The organism is Abyssisolibacter fermentans, assembly GCF_001559865.1.
Taxonomy (GTDB): Bacteria; Bacillota; Clostridia; order Tissierellales; family MCWD3; genus Abyssisolibacter; species Abyssisolibacter fermentans.
The window spans coordinates 260899-276689 of record NZ_LOHE01000090.1 but is presented as its reverse complement, the minus strand read 5'-3'; the positions used below and the strand labels follow the sequence as shown (position 1 = coordinate 276689).

The 15791-nt window shown below is 29.1% G+C and carries 15 protein-coding genes and 2 pseudogenes; 14 read left to right on the top strand and 3 right to left on the bottom strand.

All coding sequences use genetic code 11. From position 1 onward, the window contains the following. The 6 genes and pseudogenes from AYC61_RS21745 to AYC61_RS18290 all read left to right on the top strand — a co-directional run. Nucleotides 1-307, top strand: a pseudogene (locus tag AYC61_RS21745) (hypothetical protein); the annotation flags it as partial. Nucleotides 308-773: 466 nt separating this feature from the next. Continuing rightward, nucleotides 774-1778, top strand: coding sequence for a 3D domain-containing protein (locus AYC61_RS18310; protein ID WP_066506421.1), 1005 nt, complete (start codon nt 774-776; stop codon nt 1776-1778). Between the two features lie 119 nt (nt 1779-1897). Beyond that, nucleotides 1898-2431, top strand: a complete 534-nt coding sequence (gene rnmV, locus AYC61_RS18305) for a ribonuclease M5 (RefSeq protein WP_066506418.1) — start codon at nt 1898-1900, stop codon at nt 2429-2431. Then, nucleotides 2431-3303 carry a 16S rRNA (adenine(1518)-N(6)/adenine(1519)-N(6))-dimethyltransferase RsmA gene (gene rsmA / locus AYC61_RS18300; protein ID WP_066506416.1) on the top strand — a complete coding sequence of 291 codons (873 nt, stop codon included), beginning with the start codon at nt 2431-2433 and terminating at the stop codon, nt 3301-3303. The genes rnmV and rsmA overlap by 1 nt, the downstream gene beginning before the upstream one ends. A 221-nt stretch (nt 3304-3524) precedes the next feature. Then, nucleotides 3525-5213: a ring-infected erythrocyte surface antigen domain-containing protein gene (locus AYC61_RS18295; protein ID WP_066506414.1), complete on the top strand. Its 1689-nt coding sequence runs from the start codon at nt 3525-3527 to the stop codon at nt 5211-5213. Between the two features lie 81 nt (nt 5214-5294). After that, nucleotides 5295-5522, top strand: a complete 228-nt coding sequence (locus AYC61_RS18290; protein ID WP_066506412.1) for a glutaredoxin family protein — start codon at nt 5295-5297, stop codon at nt 5520-5522. 233 nt (nt 5523-5755) lie between these two features. Here AYC61_RS18290 and AYC61_RS18285 read toward each other — a convergent pair whose 3' ends face one another. Together AYC61_RS18285 and AYC61_RS18280 are read right to left on the bottom strand one after the other, a co-directional pair. Beyond that, nucleotides 5756-5941: a DUF1858 domain-containing protein gene (locus tag AYC61_RS18285; protein ID WP_242866837.1), complete on the bottom strand. Its 186-nt coding sequence runs from the start codon at nt 5939-5941 to the stop codon at nt 5756-5758. Nucleotides 5942-6163: 222 nt separating this feature from the next. Further along, nucleotides 6164-7102 carry a cation diffusion facilitator family transporter gene (locus AYC61_RS18280; protein ID WP_242866836.1) on the bottom strand — a complete coding sequence of 313 codons (939 nt, stop codon included), beginning with the start codon at nt 7100-7102 and terminating at the stop codon, nt 6164-6166. Between the two features lie 505 nt (nt 7103-7607). Between AYC61_RS18280 and AYC61_RS21450 the strand changes: the two genes are divergently transcribed. The 8 genes and pseudogenes from AYC61_RS21450 (at nt 7608) to AYC61_RS18250 (ending at nt 15358) form a co-directional block, all read left to right on the top strand. After that, nucleotides 7608-7778, top strand: coding sequence for a hypothetical protein (locus tag AYC61_RS21450; protein ID WP_156456522.1), 171 nt, complete (start codon nt 7608-7610; stop codon nt 7776-7778). 43 nt (nt 7779-7821) lie between these two features. Further along, on the top strand, nt 7822-8034 hold the full coding sequence (locus AYC61_RS18275; protein WP_066506405.1) for a heavy-metal-associated domain-containing protein: 213 nt from the start codon (nt 7822-7824) through the stop codon (nt 8032-8034). 135 nt (nt 8035-8169) lie between these two features. Continuing rightward, nucleotides 8170-8514 (top strand): annotated as a pseudogene (locus tag AYC61_RS22210) (heavy-metal-associated domain-containing protein); the annotation flags it as partial. 126 nt (nt 8515-8640) lie between these two features. Beyond that, nucleotides 8641-10491 carry a copper-translocating P-type ATPase gene (locus AYC61_RS18270; RefSeq protein WP_338026074.1) on the top strand — a complete coding sequence of 617 codons (1851 nt, stop codon included), beginning with the start codon at nt 8641-8643 and terminating at the stop codon, nt 10489-10491. A 411-nt stretch (nt 10492-10902) separates the two neighbouring features. Further along, nucleotides 10903-11835 carry a magnesium transporter CorA family protein gene (locus AYC61_RS18265; RefSeq protein ID WP_066506400.1) on the top strand — a complete coding sequence of 311 codons (933 nt, stop codon included), beginning with the start codon at nt 10903-10905 and terminating at the stop codon, nt 11833-11835. 589 nt (nt 11836-12424) lie between these two features. Next, a complete protein-coding gene (locus AYC61_RS18260) occupies nt 12425-13858 on the top strand; it encodes an N-acetylmuramoyl-L-alanine amidase (RefSeq protein WP_066506398.1) in 1434 nt (477 codons plus the stop codon). A 216-nt stretch (nt 13859-14074) separates the two neighbouring features. Continuing rightward, nucleotides 14075-14341: a Veg family protein gene (locus AYC61_RS18255; protein ID WP_066506466.1), complete on the top strand. Its 267-nt coding sequence runs from the start codon at nt 14075-14077 to the stop codon at nt 14339-14341. A gap of 204 nt (nt 14342-14545) precedes the next feature. Further along, entirely contained in the window at nt 14546-15358 is an 813-nt protein-coding gene (locus AYC61_RS18250) for a L,D-transpeptidase family protein (RefSeq protein WP_066506387.1), read from the top strand. A 99-nt stretch (nt 15359-15457) separates the two neighbouring features. On the opposite strand, the gene AYC61_RS18245 is transcribed toward AYC61_RS18250, so the two are convergent. Further along, nucleotides 15458-15751, bottom strand: a complete 294-nt coding sequence (locus AYC61_RS18245) for a Na+/H+ antiporter NhaC family protein (RefSeq protein ID WP_242866840.1) — start codon at nt 15749-15751, stop codon at nt 15458-15460. Between the last annotated feature and the right edge of the window lie 40 nt (nt 15752-15791).

The window sequence follows — 15791 nt, the reverse complement described above, 5'->3', positions numbered from 1 at the left end:
AGGAATGTCAGGGATGATGCCAGGAATGCCAGGGATGATGCCAGGAATGCCAGGGATGATGCCAGGAATGCCAGAAATGATGCCAGGAATGCCAGAAATGATGCCAGGGATGCCGGGAATGATGCCAGGAATGCCGGGAATGATGCCAGGAATGCCAGGAATGCCGGGAATGATGCCAGGAATGCCAGAGATGGGTCCTTCGACAGGACCAGGACCAAGAATGCCTGAGATGGGTCCTTCAACAAGACCAGGACCAAGAATGCCTGCAAAGGGTCCCTATACTGGACCAGGAATGAAACCTAAATAGAATTAAAGATAAAAAGTTCAGAAATTATTTATGGCTAAGCGATAAAATGCTTAGCTATCTATTTGTATAAAATTTTCAAAATTAGAAAAAACATAATATAATTTGACAAGATTATTTTTTTATCATAAACTATTGAATTATGCCTGATTATTCATATAACTCATAATATGGTGTAAGCTTCTAATTAGAAGATTTCAGTGAATTCGAAGGCATACCGAGTTGGTATGCCAGCCATTTAATGAACTTCTTATAACAACGGAGGCGAGGGATATCTTGTGCCTTGTTATAATCAGAAGGAATACTCATTAATGAATTTTCTATTCCTTTTTTCATAGGAGTAATTGGCGATATGTAACTCCTACTCATTTTTTCTAGGAGTAAGCGATTCACATAAAATCAGAGATTTTAGTTCTCTGTTCACAATCTTCTATGAATAATTTGGGATTATAAATAGATGGAGGGAAAAATGTTAAAAAAATATATATCAATATTAATACTAATACTAATTTCTATATTAACACTATATATAGGAGATTATCTAATAAATGATGTTAAGATTATTGTAAATGGTTCATCAACATGTATTAGTACATTTTCTAATGAAATAGAGGATATTTTAAAAGATAATAAAATTGAATTAAAAGACAATGACTATATAAATTTAAATAAATCACAAAAAATATCAGATGGAACTATACTAGTTATAAAATCGTTAGTGCCAATTAAAATTTTAAAAGGAGAGCAAACAATTAATAGCTTTAGTTATGAAAACACTGTAAAAGAAGCACTAGATGAACATGGAATAAATTATGATGAAGATGATATAATATCACCAGAGTTAGATAGTAAAATATTAGCTAATATGACTATAAAGGTAGATAAAGTAGAAGAAAAAACAGTAATTGAATATAATAAAATTCCTTACCAAAGCATAATAAAATATAATAAAAATTTTTATATTGATACAAAAAAAGAAGTTCAAAAAGGAGAAGAAGGGATTGTTGAAGTACAAAAAAACCAAAAATTCATCAATGGAAAGCTTGATAGTGAATTCATAATAAGAGAGATAACAAAAAAAGAACCAATCAATCAAATAATAGAAAAAGGTTCTAAACCTAAAGTAATTACATCAAGAAGTGGTGTGAGATTTGAAAAGAGCATGATTATGAAGGCTTCGGCTTATGATTTGTCTTATGAGAGTACAGGTAAAAAACCGGGAGATAAATACTATGGCATTACAGCTTCAGGGGTTAAAGCTAAAAAAGGTATCGTTGCAGTTGACCCAAAAGTAATACCTCTAGGAACCAGATTATATATTGAATCATTAGATGGGTCTGAAAATTATGGGTTTGCAGTTGCTGGAGATACAGGAGGAGCAATAAAAGGTAATAGAATTGATTTATTTTATAATGACCATGAATTTGTAAAGAAATATGGAATTAAAAAGGTTAAAGTTTATATACTAAAATAATATTTTTTATAAAATTGTACAACTAACTATATTAGAAGTTTTTGATGAATGTGAATTGGATAGAATAAATAAGACGGAAAAAATGTATTTTATAGTTATATACACTAAGAGGTGATATTGTGATAAAAGAGATAATAGTAGTAGAAGGAAAGGATGATGTAGCAGCCATTAAAAGAGCTGTAGATGCTGAAATCATAACAACTAATGGTTTTGGCTTTCCTGATGATTTGATGGATAGGATAGAAGCTGCTAGCAAAAAAAGAGGAATAATTATTTTTACAGATCCAGATTTTGCTGGTGAGAAAATAAGAGGATTAATATCAAAGAAAATTAAAAACTGTAAACATGCATTTTTACCAAGAGATAAAGCTACAAAAGACGGTAATATAGGAATAGAAAATGCTAAACCAGAAGATATAATTGAAGCACTTAATAATGCTAAAGCTGAGACTGAGAATGAACGGAACGAATTTTGCATTGATGATTTAGTATATTACAACTTAATAGGTAATGAAAATGCATCAAATAGAAGAGCAGAACTAGGCAAAATACTTAAGATTGGAAAATGCAATTCAAAACAATTCCTAAAAAGAATTAACAACTATTCAATTACTAGAGAAGAACTAGAACAGGCTGTTAGGAGGTTGATTTAATGGAAGAAAACAAATTGTATTCTCCTAAGGTACTAAAGGGTGTAATTGAAAAGCATGGGTTTAGATTTTCAAAGGGATTGGGACAAAATTTTTTAATAGATGGGAATGTTGTTAGAAACATATGCAATGCAGCAGACATAAATGAAAATGATGAAGTTATAGAAATTGGTCCTGGTGTAGGAACATTATCTCAAGAATTATGCCAAAGAGCAAAAAAAGTATTAGCAATAGAACTTGACGATAGACTTATTCCGATATTAAAGGATACCCTTTCAGAGCATGATAATTTTAGCATTATTAATAGCGATGTATTAAAACTTGATTTACATAAAGTAATAAAAGAAAATTTTGAAGGAGACAGTGTAAAACTAGCGGCTAATTTACCGTACTATATCACAACTCCGATAATCATGAAGATTCTAGAAAGTCATCTTAAAATAAAAAAGATAGCAGTTATGGTTCAAAAAGAAGTTGCCATGCGTATTCAGGCTAAACCTGGGACAAAGGATTATGGAGCATTATCTATAGCAGTTGGTTATTACTCAAAGGCAGAAATAGCATTAAATGTTCCTAGAAATGTATTTATGCCTAAACCGAATGTAGACTCAGCAGTAGTTGTACTTGATATATATGGTAAACCAAGAGTAGATGTAGAAGATGAAGTTCTATTTTTTAAAGTAGTCAAATCTGCATTTGCTAAACGAAGAAAAACTTTACTAAATGCACTTAGTTCTGGCTTTATTTCCTTAAATAAAGAACAAGTAAAAAATGTATTAGAAAGGTGTAATATAGATCCTAAACTAAGAGGTGAAGTCTTATCAATAGAAGACTATGCAAAGATAACTAATACAATAGTAAAAAATAGATTATAAACTAAGCCCAAGTGAGGGCTTTTTTTTATTTAGGTTCTCTGCGGTAATTCGAATTATATATTATACTATGGGGAGTTATAAAATAATCAGGATTAAAAACTATAGAAAAAAGATTAATTCATACTAAAATTAGAAATTGTCTTTATAATTTATGAAAAAAGTAAAACATTTAAACTTTCGTACATATATTAGTAATAAGTATGTAAAGGAGGATGGTGTAATTGAGTGATGCAGCTTATTTAAGAAAATTTATTATGCTAAAGCCATATACAGATCAAAAAGACTCAAACATAAAAGGCTATGTAAAGCTTGAGGTAAGAAATGGAATAGGGAAAACTGAAATAAATGTAGATGGTTTTAAGAGTAGTACAGATGAGATGGGCATATTAAGAGCTTATTTTCTAGCACAAAATTCCAATGATTTTACTAAAGCAAATATAGGAGAAATAAACTTAAAACAAAGCGGAAAAGGACACTCAAAATGGGAATTCAATCCTAAATCAGTAGATGATACGGGCTTGAAAATGGAAGATTTCGACATAGTACTTATAGAAGCAGATAAATTAAATGATAGTAATTCTTCCCAAGTAAAACTTACGGGGGTTTTAAAAGATTCCTCAAAAGGAATTAGAGACTTGATAAATCAATTTTACAGTAGTGAAAAAATAATAAACGAAAAAAAACATAAACTAGATAGTGAATTGCAACAGCCCAAAATCAAAGAAAAAGATATAAGTATTGTTGTTAATGAGGATAATCAAATAGAAAATCAAGAAAGTAATAAGCTTGAAGATGTTGATGACTTTGTAAATCAAAAAGAAGTAATAGAAGAAACAATAAATATGGAAAATGAAGCTATTAAAGAAGACGGTATTGAAAATGAAACGATATTAACAAATAATGATATTATTGATAATAGTGAATTAGATATAGAAGTAAGTGAAGAGATAGATGAAATACCAACAGTTGAAAATATTGAGCAAAATAGTGAATTAGAAATACAAACAGTTAAAGATATTGAACAAAATAGTGAATTAGAAATACAAACAGTTAAAGATATTGAACAAAATAGTGAATTAGAAATACAAACAGTTAAAGATATTGAACAAAATAGTGATTCGGAAATACAAACAGCTGAAGATATTGAGCAAAGCAGTGAACCAGACATACAGCAAGAAGAACAAAACATAGAAGATGTAATAAATCAAATGATTAAAGAAAACAAAAATGATTTGTATACCAATACAGAAAATTATCCCAAAGAAGATTTAAATTCGTTTATAGAAGAACATGAAGATATGAGCCCTTTTATAAATGAGCAAGAAGATAGTAAACCAAATGCTGTTAATTATAATGCATTTGATGAACAATATAGGCAAAACATAGACAATTACTATGGATATTCTGTTAATAAAACATATAATTACATGCAAAATGCTATTAATTATAAAAATCAAGTTTATGAATATACTAAAAACATCATTAAATTTTTCGAAAAAACAGATGTGCTGAAAACTAGGTTAGACGGATATACATGGTGGAAAATTGAATACCAAAGCAAGAATAATTATTATAGGTCATTTTTACCTTTTCATAATTATATATTGAATAATAACTTACCATATTCTTCAATATTTAATGTAACACCTACTTATAAACTTATTAAAAAATATAAACATTATATTTTTGGGACAATGAAAGTAAATAAAGACATTAAATATTATGTTTACGGTATTCCTGGTAGATTCACCAAATCAGAACAGCCATATGGAGGCATGACGGGATTTTGTACGTGGTGCCCAAGAAAGGGATTAAATAGAGAAAGATTAGGCTATTGGTTATTGCACATAGATTGTTTAACTGGCAGGAATGCAAAACCTTTACAACCAACTCCTCCTAAATCTAATTAACAAAAAAAATCTTGATTAAGAAGCAGAAAAAAGGGTATTATAAAACTAATCAAGATTCATATATTAGAAGGAGGAATTAAAATGACTAAAGAAGTAATAGTTTATACTAGCAGCACATGTCCTCATTGTGTTTCAGTAAAGGAATATTTATCTGAAAAAGGTATTAGCTATACCGAAAAAAATGTGCAAACAGATCCTAATGCTAGAAAAGAACTTATCAAAAAAGGGTTCATGGGAGTACCTGTTATTATGATAGATGATGAAACAGTCACTGGGTTTGATAAAAATAAACTAGATCAATTATTATAACAAGGGGCAAGATATCCTCCAATCTTTATAGGTACGGATACCGATTAGATTAAACAGGTGGTATGTAATTTTACCCCTTGTTGAAACGGTGTGTTGCAATTACTACGTAATTGCTTCCGGTGTTATAACAAGGGCAAGATGTCATCCTGTTATGAATAGAAAAAATCCAATTATTAAGCAGTAGAAAATTATAATTTTCTATATGTTAAAAAAAAGCGGCTAAATGCCGCTTTTTATTCGTTTAATGCTTTTAACAATGGTTCTAAGTCTAAGCCGTGTACAATCGCAGCTTGTTCCAAAGATTCCATTTGAGCAGAAGGACAACCAACACATCCCATACCAAATCTCATTAGTATTGGAGCAGCATCAGGACGCTCTCTTAAGATTTCACCAATTAACATATCTTTAGTAATAGCCAAAGTAATACCTCCCTTGTTAGATATTCATAGTAATAATAATAACATATTTAATGTTTATATTGTACTAATAATTTTAGTTAATTAGTTTAAATTTATAAATATAAATCCAACATGCATATTTTAACCATACAAACAAGAATTATACAAAGAAAGTATGTGTTAAACTGACATTATTTATCAATGTTTAAATTTTGAATAAATTGACTAAATTCAAAAGCTTTTTTATTTTTTTAATTTTTCTTTTACTAAATCACTTATTATATGACTACAATTAGAACAGTCGATATTTTCATTATTACAACATGGATTTACATGAACTAAAACATACTTGGCATTAATATTTTGATAGACTATATTTTCAACATCTACAGCTATCTTGTGTCCCATAGCTACAGATATATCAGGATCAACGGCTATTATAACATCAACAAAATATTGGTTTCCATGTTTTCTTGCCTTTAAATCATTGATAGTTCTAACATCCTTATGTGTAGATATTTTGTCAATTAATAATGATAATATTTCAGTATCTAAAGATGTATCCATCAACTCATTATAACTATTTTTAAATATATCAAAACCAGTTTTTATAACAACTAAGCTGACTATTATTCCTGCTAGAGGGTCTAGAAAACTATAGCCTAATTTAGAACCTACAATACCAATCAATGCAGCAATAGAAGAAAGAGCATCAGACCTGTGATGCCAAGCATCAGCTATTAATGCACTGCTTTGTATTTTTTTGCCGACTCTAATAGAAATTTGATATTGAAATTCCTTTACAGCAATAGATAATAAAGCTGCTATGATGGCCAAATTGCCAGGTACAATATCTGAAATAGAAATAATTTGTTTAATCGAAGAATAGCATATATTTAAACCTACAGCTATTAATAATAATGATAGCGCCAAAGCAGATATTGATTCTGCTTTTTCATGTCCATATTGATGATCTAAGTCTCGAGGTTTTTTTGCAATTATAAAACCAATTATTAAACCAATAGAACTTAAAACATCAGACATAGTATGTATACCATCAGCAACAAGAGCATTAGAATTATATACTATACCAATAACGATTTTGATAATTCCAAGTATAATATTCAAGAAAACAGTAAGCCACATTACTTTTTGACCTTCTTCATATCTTTTTTCGTTCAAATAAATCACCTCATTGTATTAAAATATTATTTGTATCTTTATTATGAACACAAACTTAATTTGCTTGACTAAACAATTACATTAAATTATAGATTTAAGTTTTGTTCAGGTAATTAATATCTATGAAATCTTAGATTTAAATAGTCGTTTACATTATAAATTATATTTATCTGTATTTAAAATATTATCATATACAAAATAATAATACATGAAAAATAAAAAAATAAAAAAATATTTTTAAAGAACAAAAAATAGGGTATATAAATTATATAGCTAAAAACATTTTAGCATATGCCAACAATAAAATCTATTATTTTAAAATAATAAGAATTTTAAAACTATAAGTACAAATAATAAAAATAGGAGGGATATTATGAAAATTAATATTACTAAAAATGCACAAGAGAAATTAAAAGAAATCATAAAAGGAAAATCAGAAGATAAGGGATATGTTAGATTATATATAGCTGGAATTGGTTGAGGCGGCCCTAAATTTGGGATTGCTTTGGATGAGCAAAAAGAAAATGATGAAGTATATGTAGAAGATGACATAAATTATATAGTAGACAAGGATTTACTACACAATTATTCAGTTTTTAATATTGAGTATACTAATAATTGGTTGAGAAATGGATTTAATGTAACTGCTAATGGTGCATCATCAAATTGCAGATAAGTGTAAGTAATATTTTGTAGATTATAATGATAGGAGAATTATAGTGAGTCAAAAAATAACATTAACAGTAAACAATATAGGCTGTGCATCTTGTGCAAAGAAAATAGAGGATGCTTTATCAAAAAAAGATGGAGTAATAAAAATAGATATTAATCTATCATCTAAAAATGTATTACTTGAGTATGATGAAAATAAAGTATCGGTAAAAGATATGATATTGATTATTGAAAAAACAGGATACAATGTAGAAAAATAAAAGGATATATACTTGATGTTGTAATAAATATGGGCTAAAAATATTTTGGTATTTTTGGCCCAAAACTTTATGATAGGAGAAATTACAATGAATACAATACTAACAGTAAATAAAATGACATGAGCATCCTGTGCTAAGAGAATAGAGGATGCTCTATTAAAAAAAGATGGTGTTATAAAAGCAGATGTCAATTTATTATCTAATAGCGTTTCAATAAAACATAATGAAAATGAAATATCAGTAAAAGATATAATCATAACTATAGAAAAAGCAGGTTATAGTGTAGAAAATAAAAAGCTCACCCTATTAATAACTGGTATGAGTTGTGCAGCATGTGTATCAAGAGTTGAAAAGGCTTTAGCAGCTCTTGAGGGAGTAGAAAAAGCTAATGTAAACCTTACACTTAACAAAGCAGTTGTTGTTTATAACCAAGGGGTGCTACGAAAATCTGACATCATTGAAACGGTACGTAATACAGGATATGAAGCCGAAGAGTATAAAGAATTAGAAGTAAATGATATCGAAGAAAATAGAAATAGAGAAATAAAAGAGCTGAGATTTTCATTAATATTATCAGCAGTTTTGAGTTTGCCTTTGTTTTTAGCAATGTTTTTTCACATGGCAAATATAAAAACAATACTAACAAATGGATATTTCCAATTAGCGGCAGCTACGATAGTTCAATTTTTAATAGGTATGAGATTTTATAAAGGGGCATATCACTCGTTAAAAGGTGGAGGAGCAAACATGGATGTTCTAGTAAGTACTGGAACGTCAGCTGCTTATTTTTATAGCATATATAATTTATTCAGAAATGTCCATGAATATTACTTTGAAGCAAGTGCAATAATAATAACTTTAATTCTATTAGGAAAATATATGGAAGCGGTAGCAAAAGGAAAGACGTCTGAGGCTATAAAAAAATTAATGGATTTAAAAGCCAAAACAGCTAAAATAATTAGAGATGACGTAGAGATAGAAATACCGATAGATGAAGTCTCCCAAGGCGACATACTTGTTGTTAGACCCGGTGAAAAAATACCCGTAGACGGCATCATCATACAAGGTACATCATCAATCGATGAATCAATGCTTACAGGAGAAAGCATACCAGTTGATAAAAAGACAGGAGACCAAGTAATTGGTGCTACTATAAACAAATATGGCAGTTTTAAATACAAAGCAACTAAAGTTGGAAAAGATACTGCACTAGCTCAAATAATTAAACTAGTAGAGGATGCTCAAGTATCAAAAGCACCTGTTCAAAGATTAGCTGATAAAATTGCAGGAGTATTTGTTCCAACAGTAGTAGCAATTTCAATAATAACATTTGTAGCAACATTTTTGTATACAGGTGATTTTTCAATAGCTTTAATAAATTCAGTAGCCGTTTTAGTAATAGCATGTCCTTGTGCATTAGGCTTAGCTACACCAACAGCTATAATGGTTGGTACAGGTAAAGGCGCGGAAAATGGAATATTGATTAAAGGTGGCGAATATCTAGAAAAAGCTCATAAGCTTGAAGTTATAGTATTAGATAAAACGGGTACAATAACTAAAGGCAAACCAGAACTGACAGATATAAAACCTTACAATCGCTCCATAGAAGAATTAATGCAGACAGCAGCACAAGCAGAGATGCTTTCAGAACATCCTTTAAGCAAAGCTGTTTTAAATAAAGCTAAACAGATGAAGCTTGATTTAAAAGAACCAGAAAAATTTGAAGCCATACCGGGTAAAGGTGTTAATTGTATAATTGGAGGTAATAATATCCATATAGGGAATCAAAAACTAATGGATTTTGAAAATATAAATACAAGTGAAATTGAAGGCGATATAAAGCAGTTGCAAAAACAAGGTAAGACTGCAATAATAGTAGCCGAGAATAGAGCAGTTATAGGGATAATAGGTATTGCAGATGTTGTTAAAGAAAGGTCCAAAGAAGCAATAAATAAATTATTAAAAATGAACATAGATGTCTATATGATTACTGGTGATAACGAAAGAACTGCACATTCAATAGCTGAGCAGGTTGGTATAAAAAATGTTATTGCAGATGTTTTGCCTCAAGATAAGTCAAATTACGTTAACGATATAAAAAAAGATGGTAAAGTCATAGGAATGGTTGGAGATGGTATAAATGATGCTCCAGCACTAGCAGTAGCAGATGTAGGATTTGCTATAGGTACAGGTGCAGATGTAGCAGTAGAAGCAGCAGATATAACGCTAATGAGGGGTAATTTAATGGATGTTGTGTTTGCCATAGAGTTAAGTAAAAAGACAATGAGAACAATAAAGCAAAACCTGTTTTGGGCGTTTATATATAATATAGCAGGTATACCATTAGCCGCATTAGGGTATCTTAATCCTATGATAGCAGGAGGTGCAATGGCATTTAGTTCAGTATCTGTAGTAAGTAATTCGTTAAGATTAAAAAGATATAGACTTAGAAAGTGAGTATCGTAAAAAGTATGAATTAACACTAAAAATTAATCATATAATTTTAAATAAATAGATAGCACTTGAAATTAAGCCTTGAATAGAATAAAATAAAAAAGAAGCATTTTAACCCTTCTACTGTCTATGAAGGGTTTTTTAGATAGTATTTTACAAAATGTAAGTTAATGATGACTAGAAGGGAGTGGTGAAAATGGATGAAGGACCTGGTTTGCCGTATTTTATTATTAAAAACTTTATAATCCTAGAAATGGCTGATCTATTTTCATCACACCTAATTTTGGAGACTTTAGCAATTTAATCTTTAAAATTCATATAATGTTTTTATGTATAAGATGGGTTAATGTAGAGTCTTTATTATAGTGTCTTGATAAATAAAAGCCTTAGGAAATAATGCAAGAGGTGATATAGATGCTTAATATTTACAAGACGTTAGAAGAAAAGCTAGTAGAAATAAACGAATTTGAAGAAAAGTGCTGGATTAACCTAACAAATCCAACGACAAAAGAAATAGAAAAAGTTGCTACTGAACTGAACGTAGACATTGACTTTTTAAAAGCACCACTAGATGATGAAGAAAGCTCAAGGATTGAAATAGAGAATGATCAAATATTCATTCTAGTTGATATACCTGTAGCTGAAAAAGAAGAAGGTTCTTATGTATATTACACGCTTCCATTAGGTATTATTTTAGTAGGTAAATATATAATAACTATATGTTTAAAAGAAAATTATATTATCGAGCAATTTATAGATAATAAAATTAAGTCATTTTATACTTATAAAAGGAATAGATTTCTTTTACAACTTTTATTTAGAATATCATCTAGGTATCTTATATATTTAAAACAAGTAGACAAAATGAGCAGCAATATACAAAGAAAATTACACAAATCAATGAAGAATAAAGAACTTATACAATTATTAGATTTAGAAAAAAGCTTGGTTTATTTCTCAACATCATTAAAAGCAAATGAAATAGTTTTGGAAAAAATACTTAAATTAGAGGTAGTCAAACTTTACCCTGATGATCAAGATTTGTTAGAAGATGTTATTATTGAAAATAAACAGGCTATTGAAATGGCGACAATATATAGTAATATATTAAGTGGTATGATGGATGCTTTCGCATCTGTAATATCAAACAACTTAAATATTGTAATGAAAATTCTTACATCAATAACCATAATAATGGCTATACCAACAATGTTTGCAAGTTTTTTTGGAATGAATGTAAGCTTGCCAATGCAAAATTCACCGTACGCCTTTATTGCAATAGTAGGAACATCTATAGTATTTTGTTTGATAACTTATGTGTTTTTATTAAAAAAGAATATGTTTTAATACATTATAAAACAGATAAAGTGCAAGAAAATCTTGTGTTCTATCTGTTTTTTTTATATACAAAACTATAAATCATTTCAAAAATAAATAGTGAAGTTTTTAGCCTAATGCTAATATTTGAGCTAGGATAATACCAATGGAGTTTTTATAGTATACAGTCCTAATATATTTCACGTAAAAGGCTATATTTACATAATATATTATATGTAGTTTTAATGCCCTCAAATATATTAACCCAGATTATTCGTAGAAAATTAAATATTCTGCTCACCTTCTGTTTAAAGAATGACGAGCGTACCAACTCGGTATGCTTTCGAATCAACTGAAATTTTCTAATAAGAACTATACAGTATATTATTTGGGAGTTATATGAATAATCAGTGATTAATATTTTCTTTATAAGATTTTTACACACATTGGGAGATGCAATAAACACTAAAGTACTTAATTTTGTGAATAAGCAAATTATATATAGTGTTAAAAGATTGGCAGTATAAGCCGAAACTATAGAATTATATTGATATGTATTGTAAATAAAAAGTCTATTTCGAATAAACTTATTTGAGGTAACATGTTAGGGGGAAATAGGTTGTCTTTTGATAATGAAATATATTTAAGAATTTTTGATATAAATACAAATAAAATATTAAGAAACCAGTTGAGTTTAATTATAGAATCAGTATTGGCTATTCAAGCAGACATAAGCTTTGGTTTTGATTTTTTGAAACTACAAGCGATAATTTCACGAACTAATTTATTAAGGAAGTCACAACTATATGGTGGTAAATGTTGTGAAAAGCATAGAAATTGTGATTTGTGCAACAGTGGACATTGTATAGATTTAATAACGCATGATGAGATGAAAGTATTATGGCAAGACAATTACGAAGACAATTTAAATCTAATAAAAAAAGCAATAAAAGAGACAGATGGATTAATAATAACATATGAAAATAATCTCATTGATGCAAGGTTCAGCTATACTTGCGGCGGAGGAACAGAAAACTCAGAAAATATAATTCATAGTAAAGTTATTTATCTAAGGAGAGTTTTGTGTAATTATTGCCAAAAATCACCTGAATGGAAAAAGATAAAGGAGCTAAGTATAGATGAAATAGAACAGAAACTAGGTATTAAATTTCCTACAATAGATACAGGTAAGAATAGTTCAAGTATCAAAGGTTTTATAGAAAATATAGAGAGAGATGAAACAGGCAGGGTTTCCAGTTTGAAAATAGGAGGAAAAAACTTTACTGGTTTAGAAGCAGTAAAATTGCTAGGACTGGAATCTACTCGATTTAATATATCTCCTGTATCAATAAGGTTTATTACAAGAGGAAAAGGGGATGGATTAGGATTATGTCAATGGGGAGCAAAAGAGATGCTTCAAAATGGGTCTACAATTGAAGAAGTTATTGAGTATTATTATACCGGTACAAAAGTTACAAAAGCTATAAAGCCAAGTATAAAAAAACCATTGTTAAATAAAAAAATAATGCTTGACGCTGGCCATGGTGGTCATGATTCAGAAGATGCTATAGCGTTTAATGGTATAAGAGAAAAGGATTTAGTATTGTATATAACAAAAATTTTAAAAACAATGTTAGAAGACTTAGGGGTTACCGTATATATGACTAGAGAAGCAGATGAGTTTAAATCTTTAAAAAAGAGAGCCGATATGTGTAATGATATAAGGCCAGATTTTTTTATAAGCTTTCATATGAATTATTTTAAAAATAAAAATCTTCATGGATGTGAAATATATCACTATAGAGACGATGAAGAAAGTCATATAATAGGCAAAATAATTTTGAATAAACTAAATGAAACTTTAGGTATAGTAAAAAGAGGAGTAAAAAATGCCGATTTTTATCTTTTACGTGAAATAGGCGTTAGTTCACTTCATATAGAGGTTGAATATTTATCCAATGACAAAGAAGCTATTAAATTAAGTTCAAAAAAATATCTAGAAGATATTTCAAAAGTAATATCCGATTCGATAATTGAATATTTTTTGTATTAAATTATAAATCAAGAGAATAATAAGATTATAAGAGTAAAAGTATAATATTTTAAAAATATCCGCCATATATTGAAAAATAGTATTTGACAATACATGCAATATAATAGTATAATAAATATTTATAGTTGACAATTGCCTACAGATGTGGTATCATAAATATAATGGATTATGTATGTTGAACTGAAAGAAGGTGATTGTTTGGCTCATAGAGAAAACCTGGCAAGAAGAAGCAGTTTAGATCAGATTAGAGAAAATGTCAAAGGTTATATAGGGGAAAAAGTTAGACTTAAAGCAAATAAGGGCAGAAAACGAACTACAGTTAGAGAAGGCGTATTAGAAAATGCATATCCAAGTATATTTGTTGTGAAAATTAATGGTGGATATAACTCTATAAGAAGAGTATCATATAGTTATTCTGATATTTTGACTGAAACAGTAGAAGTGGTAATTTGTAAAGAAGAAAAAAAGATACAAATATGCTAAAATGTTAGCCGCCCAATAGGCGGTTTTCGTTTTGCATAATTTTTTTGTATAAAATAATATTGTATAGCTAAAAATGTTGTAGTTAATCTATATTTATACATTTTTAGCCTACATAAAAAACTTAATGATTTATTAATATTAATTATAAGCTAAACTTTGCTATAATAAGGGTAGCAGATATTTTTACAAAAGGGGATGAATTTTTTGAAAAAGCTAAGTTTACTTCTTATACTAGTTTTAATATTATGTGTAGGATGTAGTGAAAAAACAAAACCAGTTAGTCAAACTGGAGATGAACAGACAAAAGATAATAGTGTAGTAAATGAAGAAAGTACTGATTTAGAATCAGAAACAGAATCAAAACCAGAAACACCAGAATCGGAAACAAATGAAATTAAAGAATACTATGGACAAGCTCTTAGTTCTTCTAAAAAAAATGGTTCAGTTAAAATATATGAAAAACCTGATAGTAAGAGCAAGGTTATTGGAACGCTTAAAGATTTAGAGATGATTAAATTACTAGAATCAGTTCCGTATGGATGGTTCAAAGTTGAAACAGATGATAGCAAAATAGGATATATGGATGCGAGATTAGTTAGAACAAAAGAAATACCTCCTCATGAGTATAGTGAAAAGGCAGAAGGATACAATTTGGTTTTTACTCATAGCGATCAAAAACTAAAAATCTATAAAGACGGAGAATTAGTTAAAGAAAGCTTAGGTTCAAGTGGATTATGGGATCACTTCACACCTAAAGGAGTATTTGAATTAGAGAAGAAAAGAAGAGGAAAATGGGCTTATATACCAAGATTTGAAATGGGATTTAAATATTGGGTTGGATTTAAAGGTGTATATCTATTCCACTCAGTACCATATGATGAGAAAAAACAGTTATTAGAAGATGAAGCGAAAAAAATTGGACAACCAGCGAGTCATGGGTGTATAAGATTACCAGTTGAAATGGCAAAATATATTTACGAAAATGTACCAGCAGGTTCTAAAGTTTTAATATACTAATAAAAGCTGTCTTGAAATGATTTGAAAAAACATTTCAAGACAGCTTTTTAAAATACAATTCTCAGTATTATATCACCATCTGTTGATAAGATAAAGTGATTAAAACGATGTCGCACCAAAAACATTAATAATTATAAATAATAAAACAATTCCGCGAAGAAGTGAAATTAAAGGACTAATACCAAAACCAGCAGGTATAAAGTCGCATATTATAGCTACAAACACAGTAGTTATTGCATATGGCGATTGTGTTTTAACATGTGCTATATGGTCACAAGTACTCGCCACAAAGGATATTGTAGTAGTATCAGATACAGGAGAACAATGATCTTCAAAAACAGCACCCGATAAAACAGCTTCAACTACAGGAATTAGCATGTCAATGCCACCTATATTAACAGCAAGAGCTATAATAATAGTAATTGATCCCCAT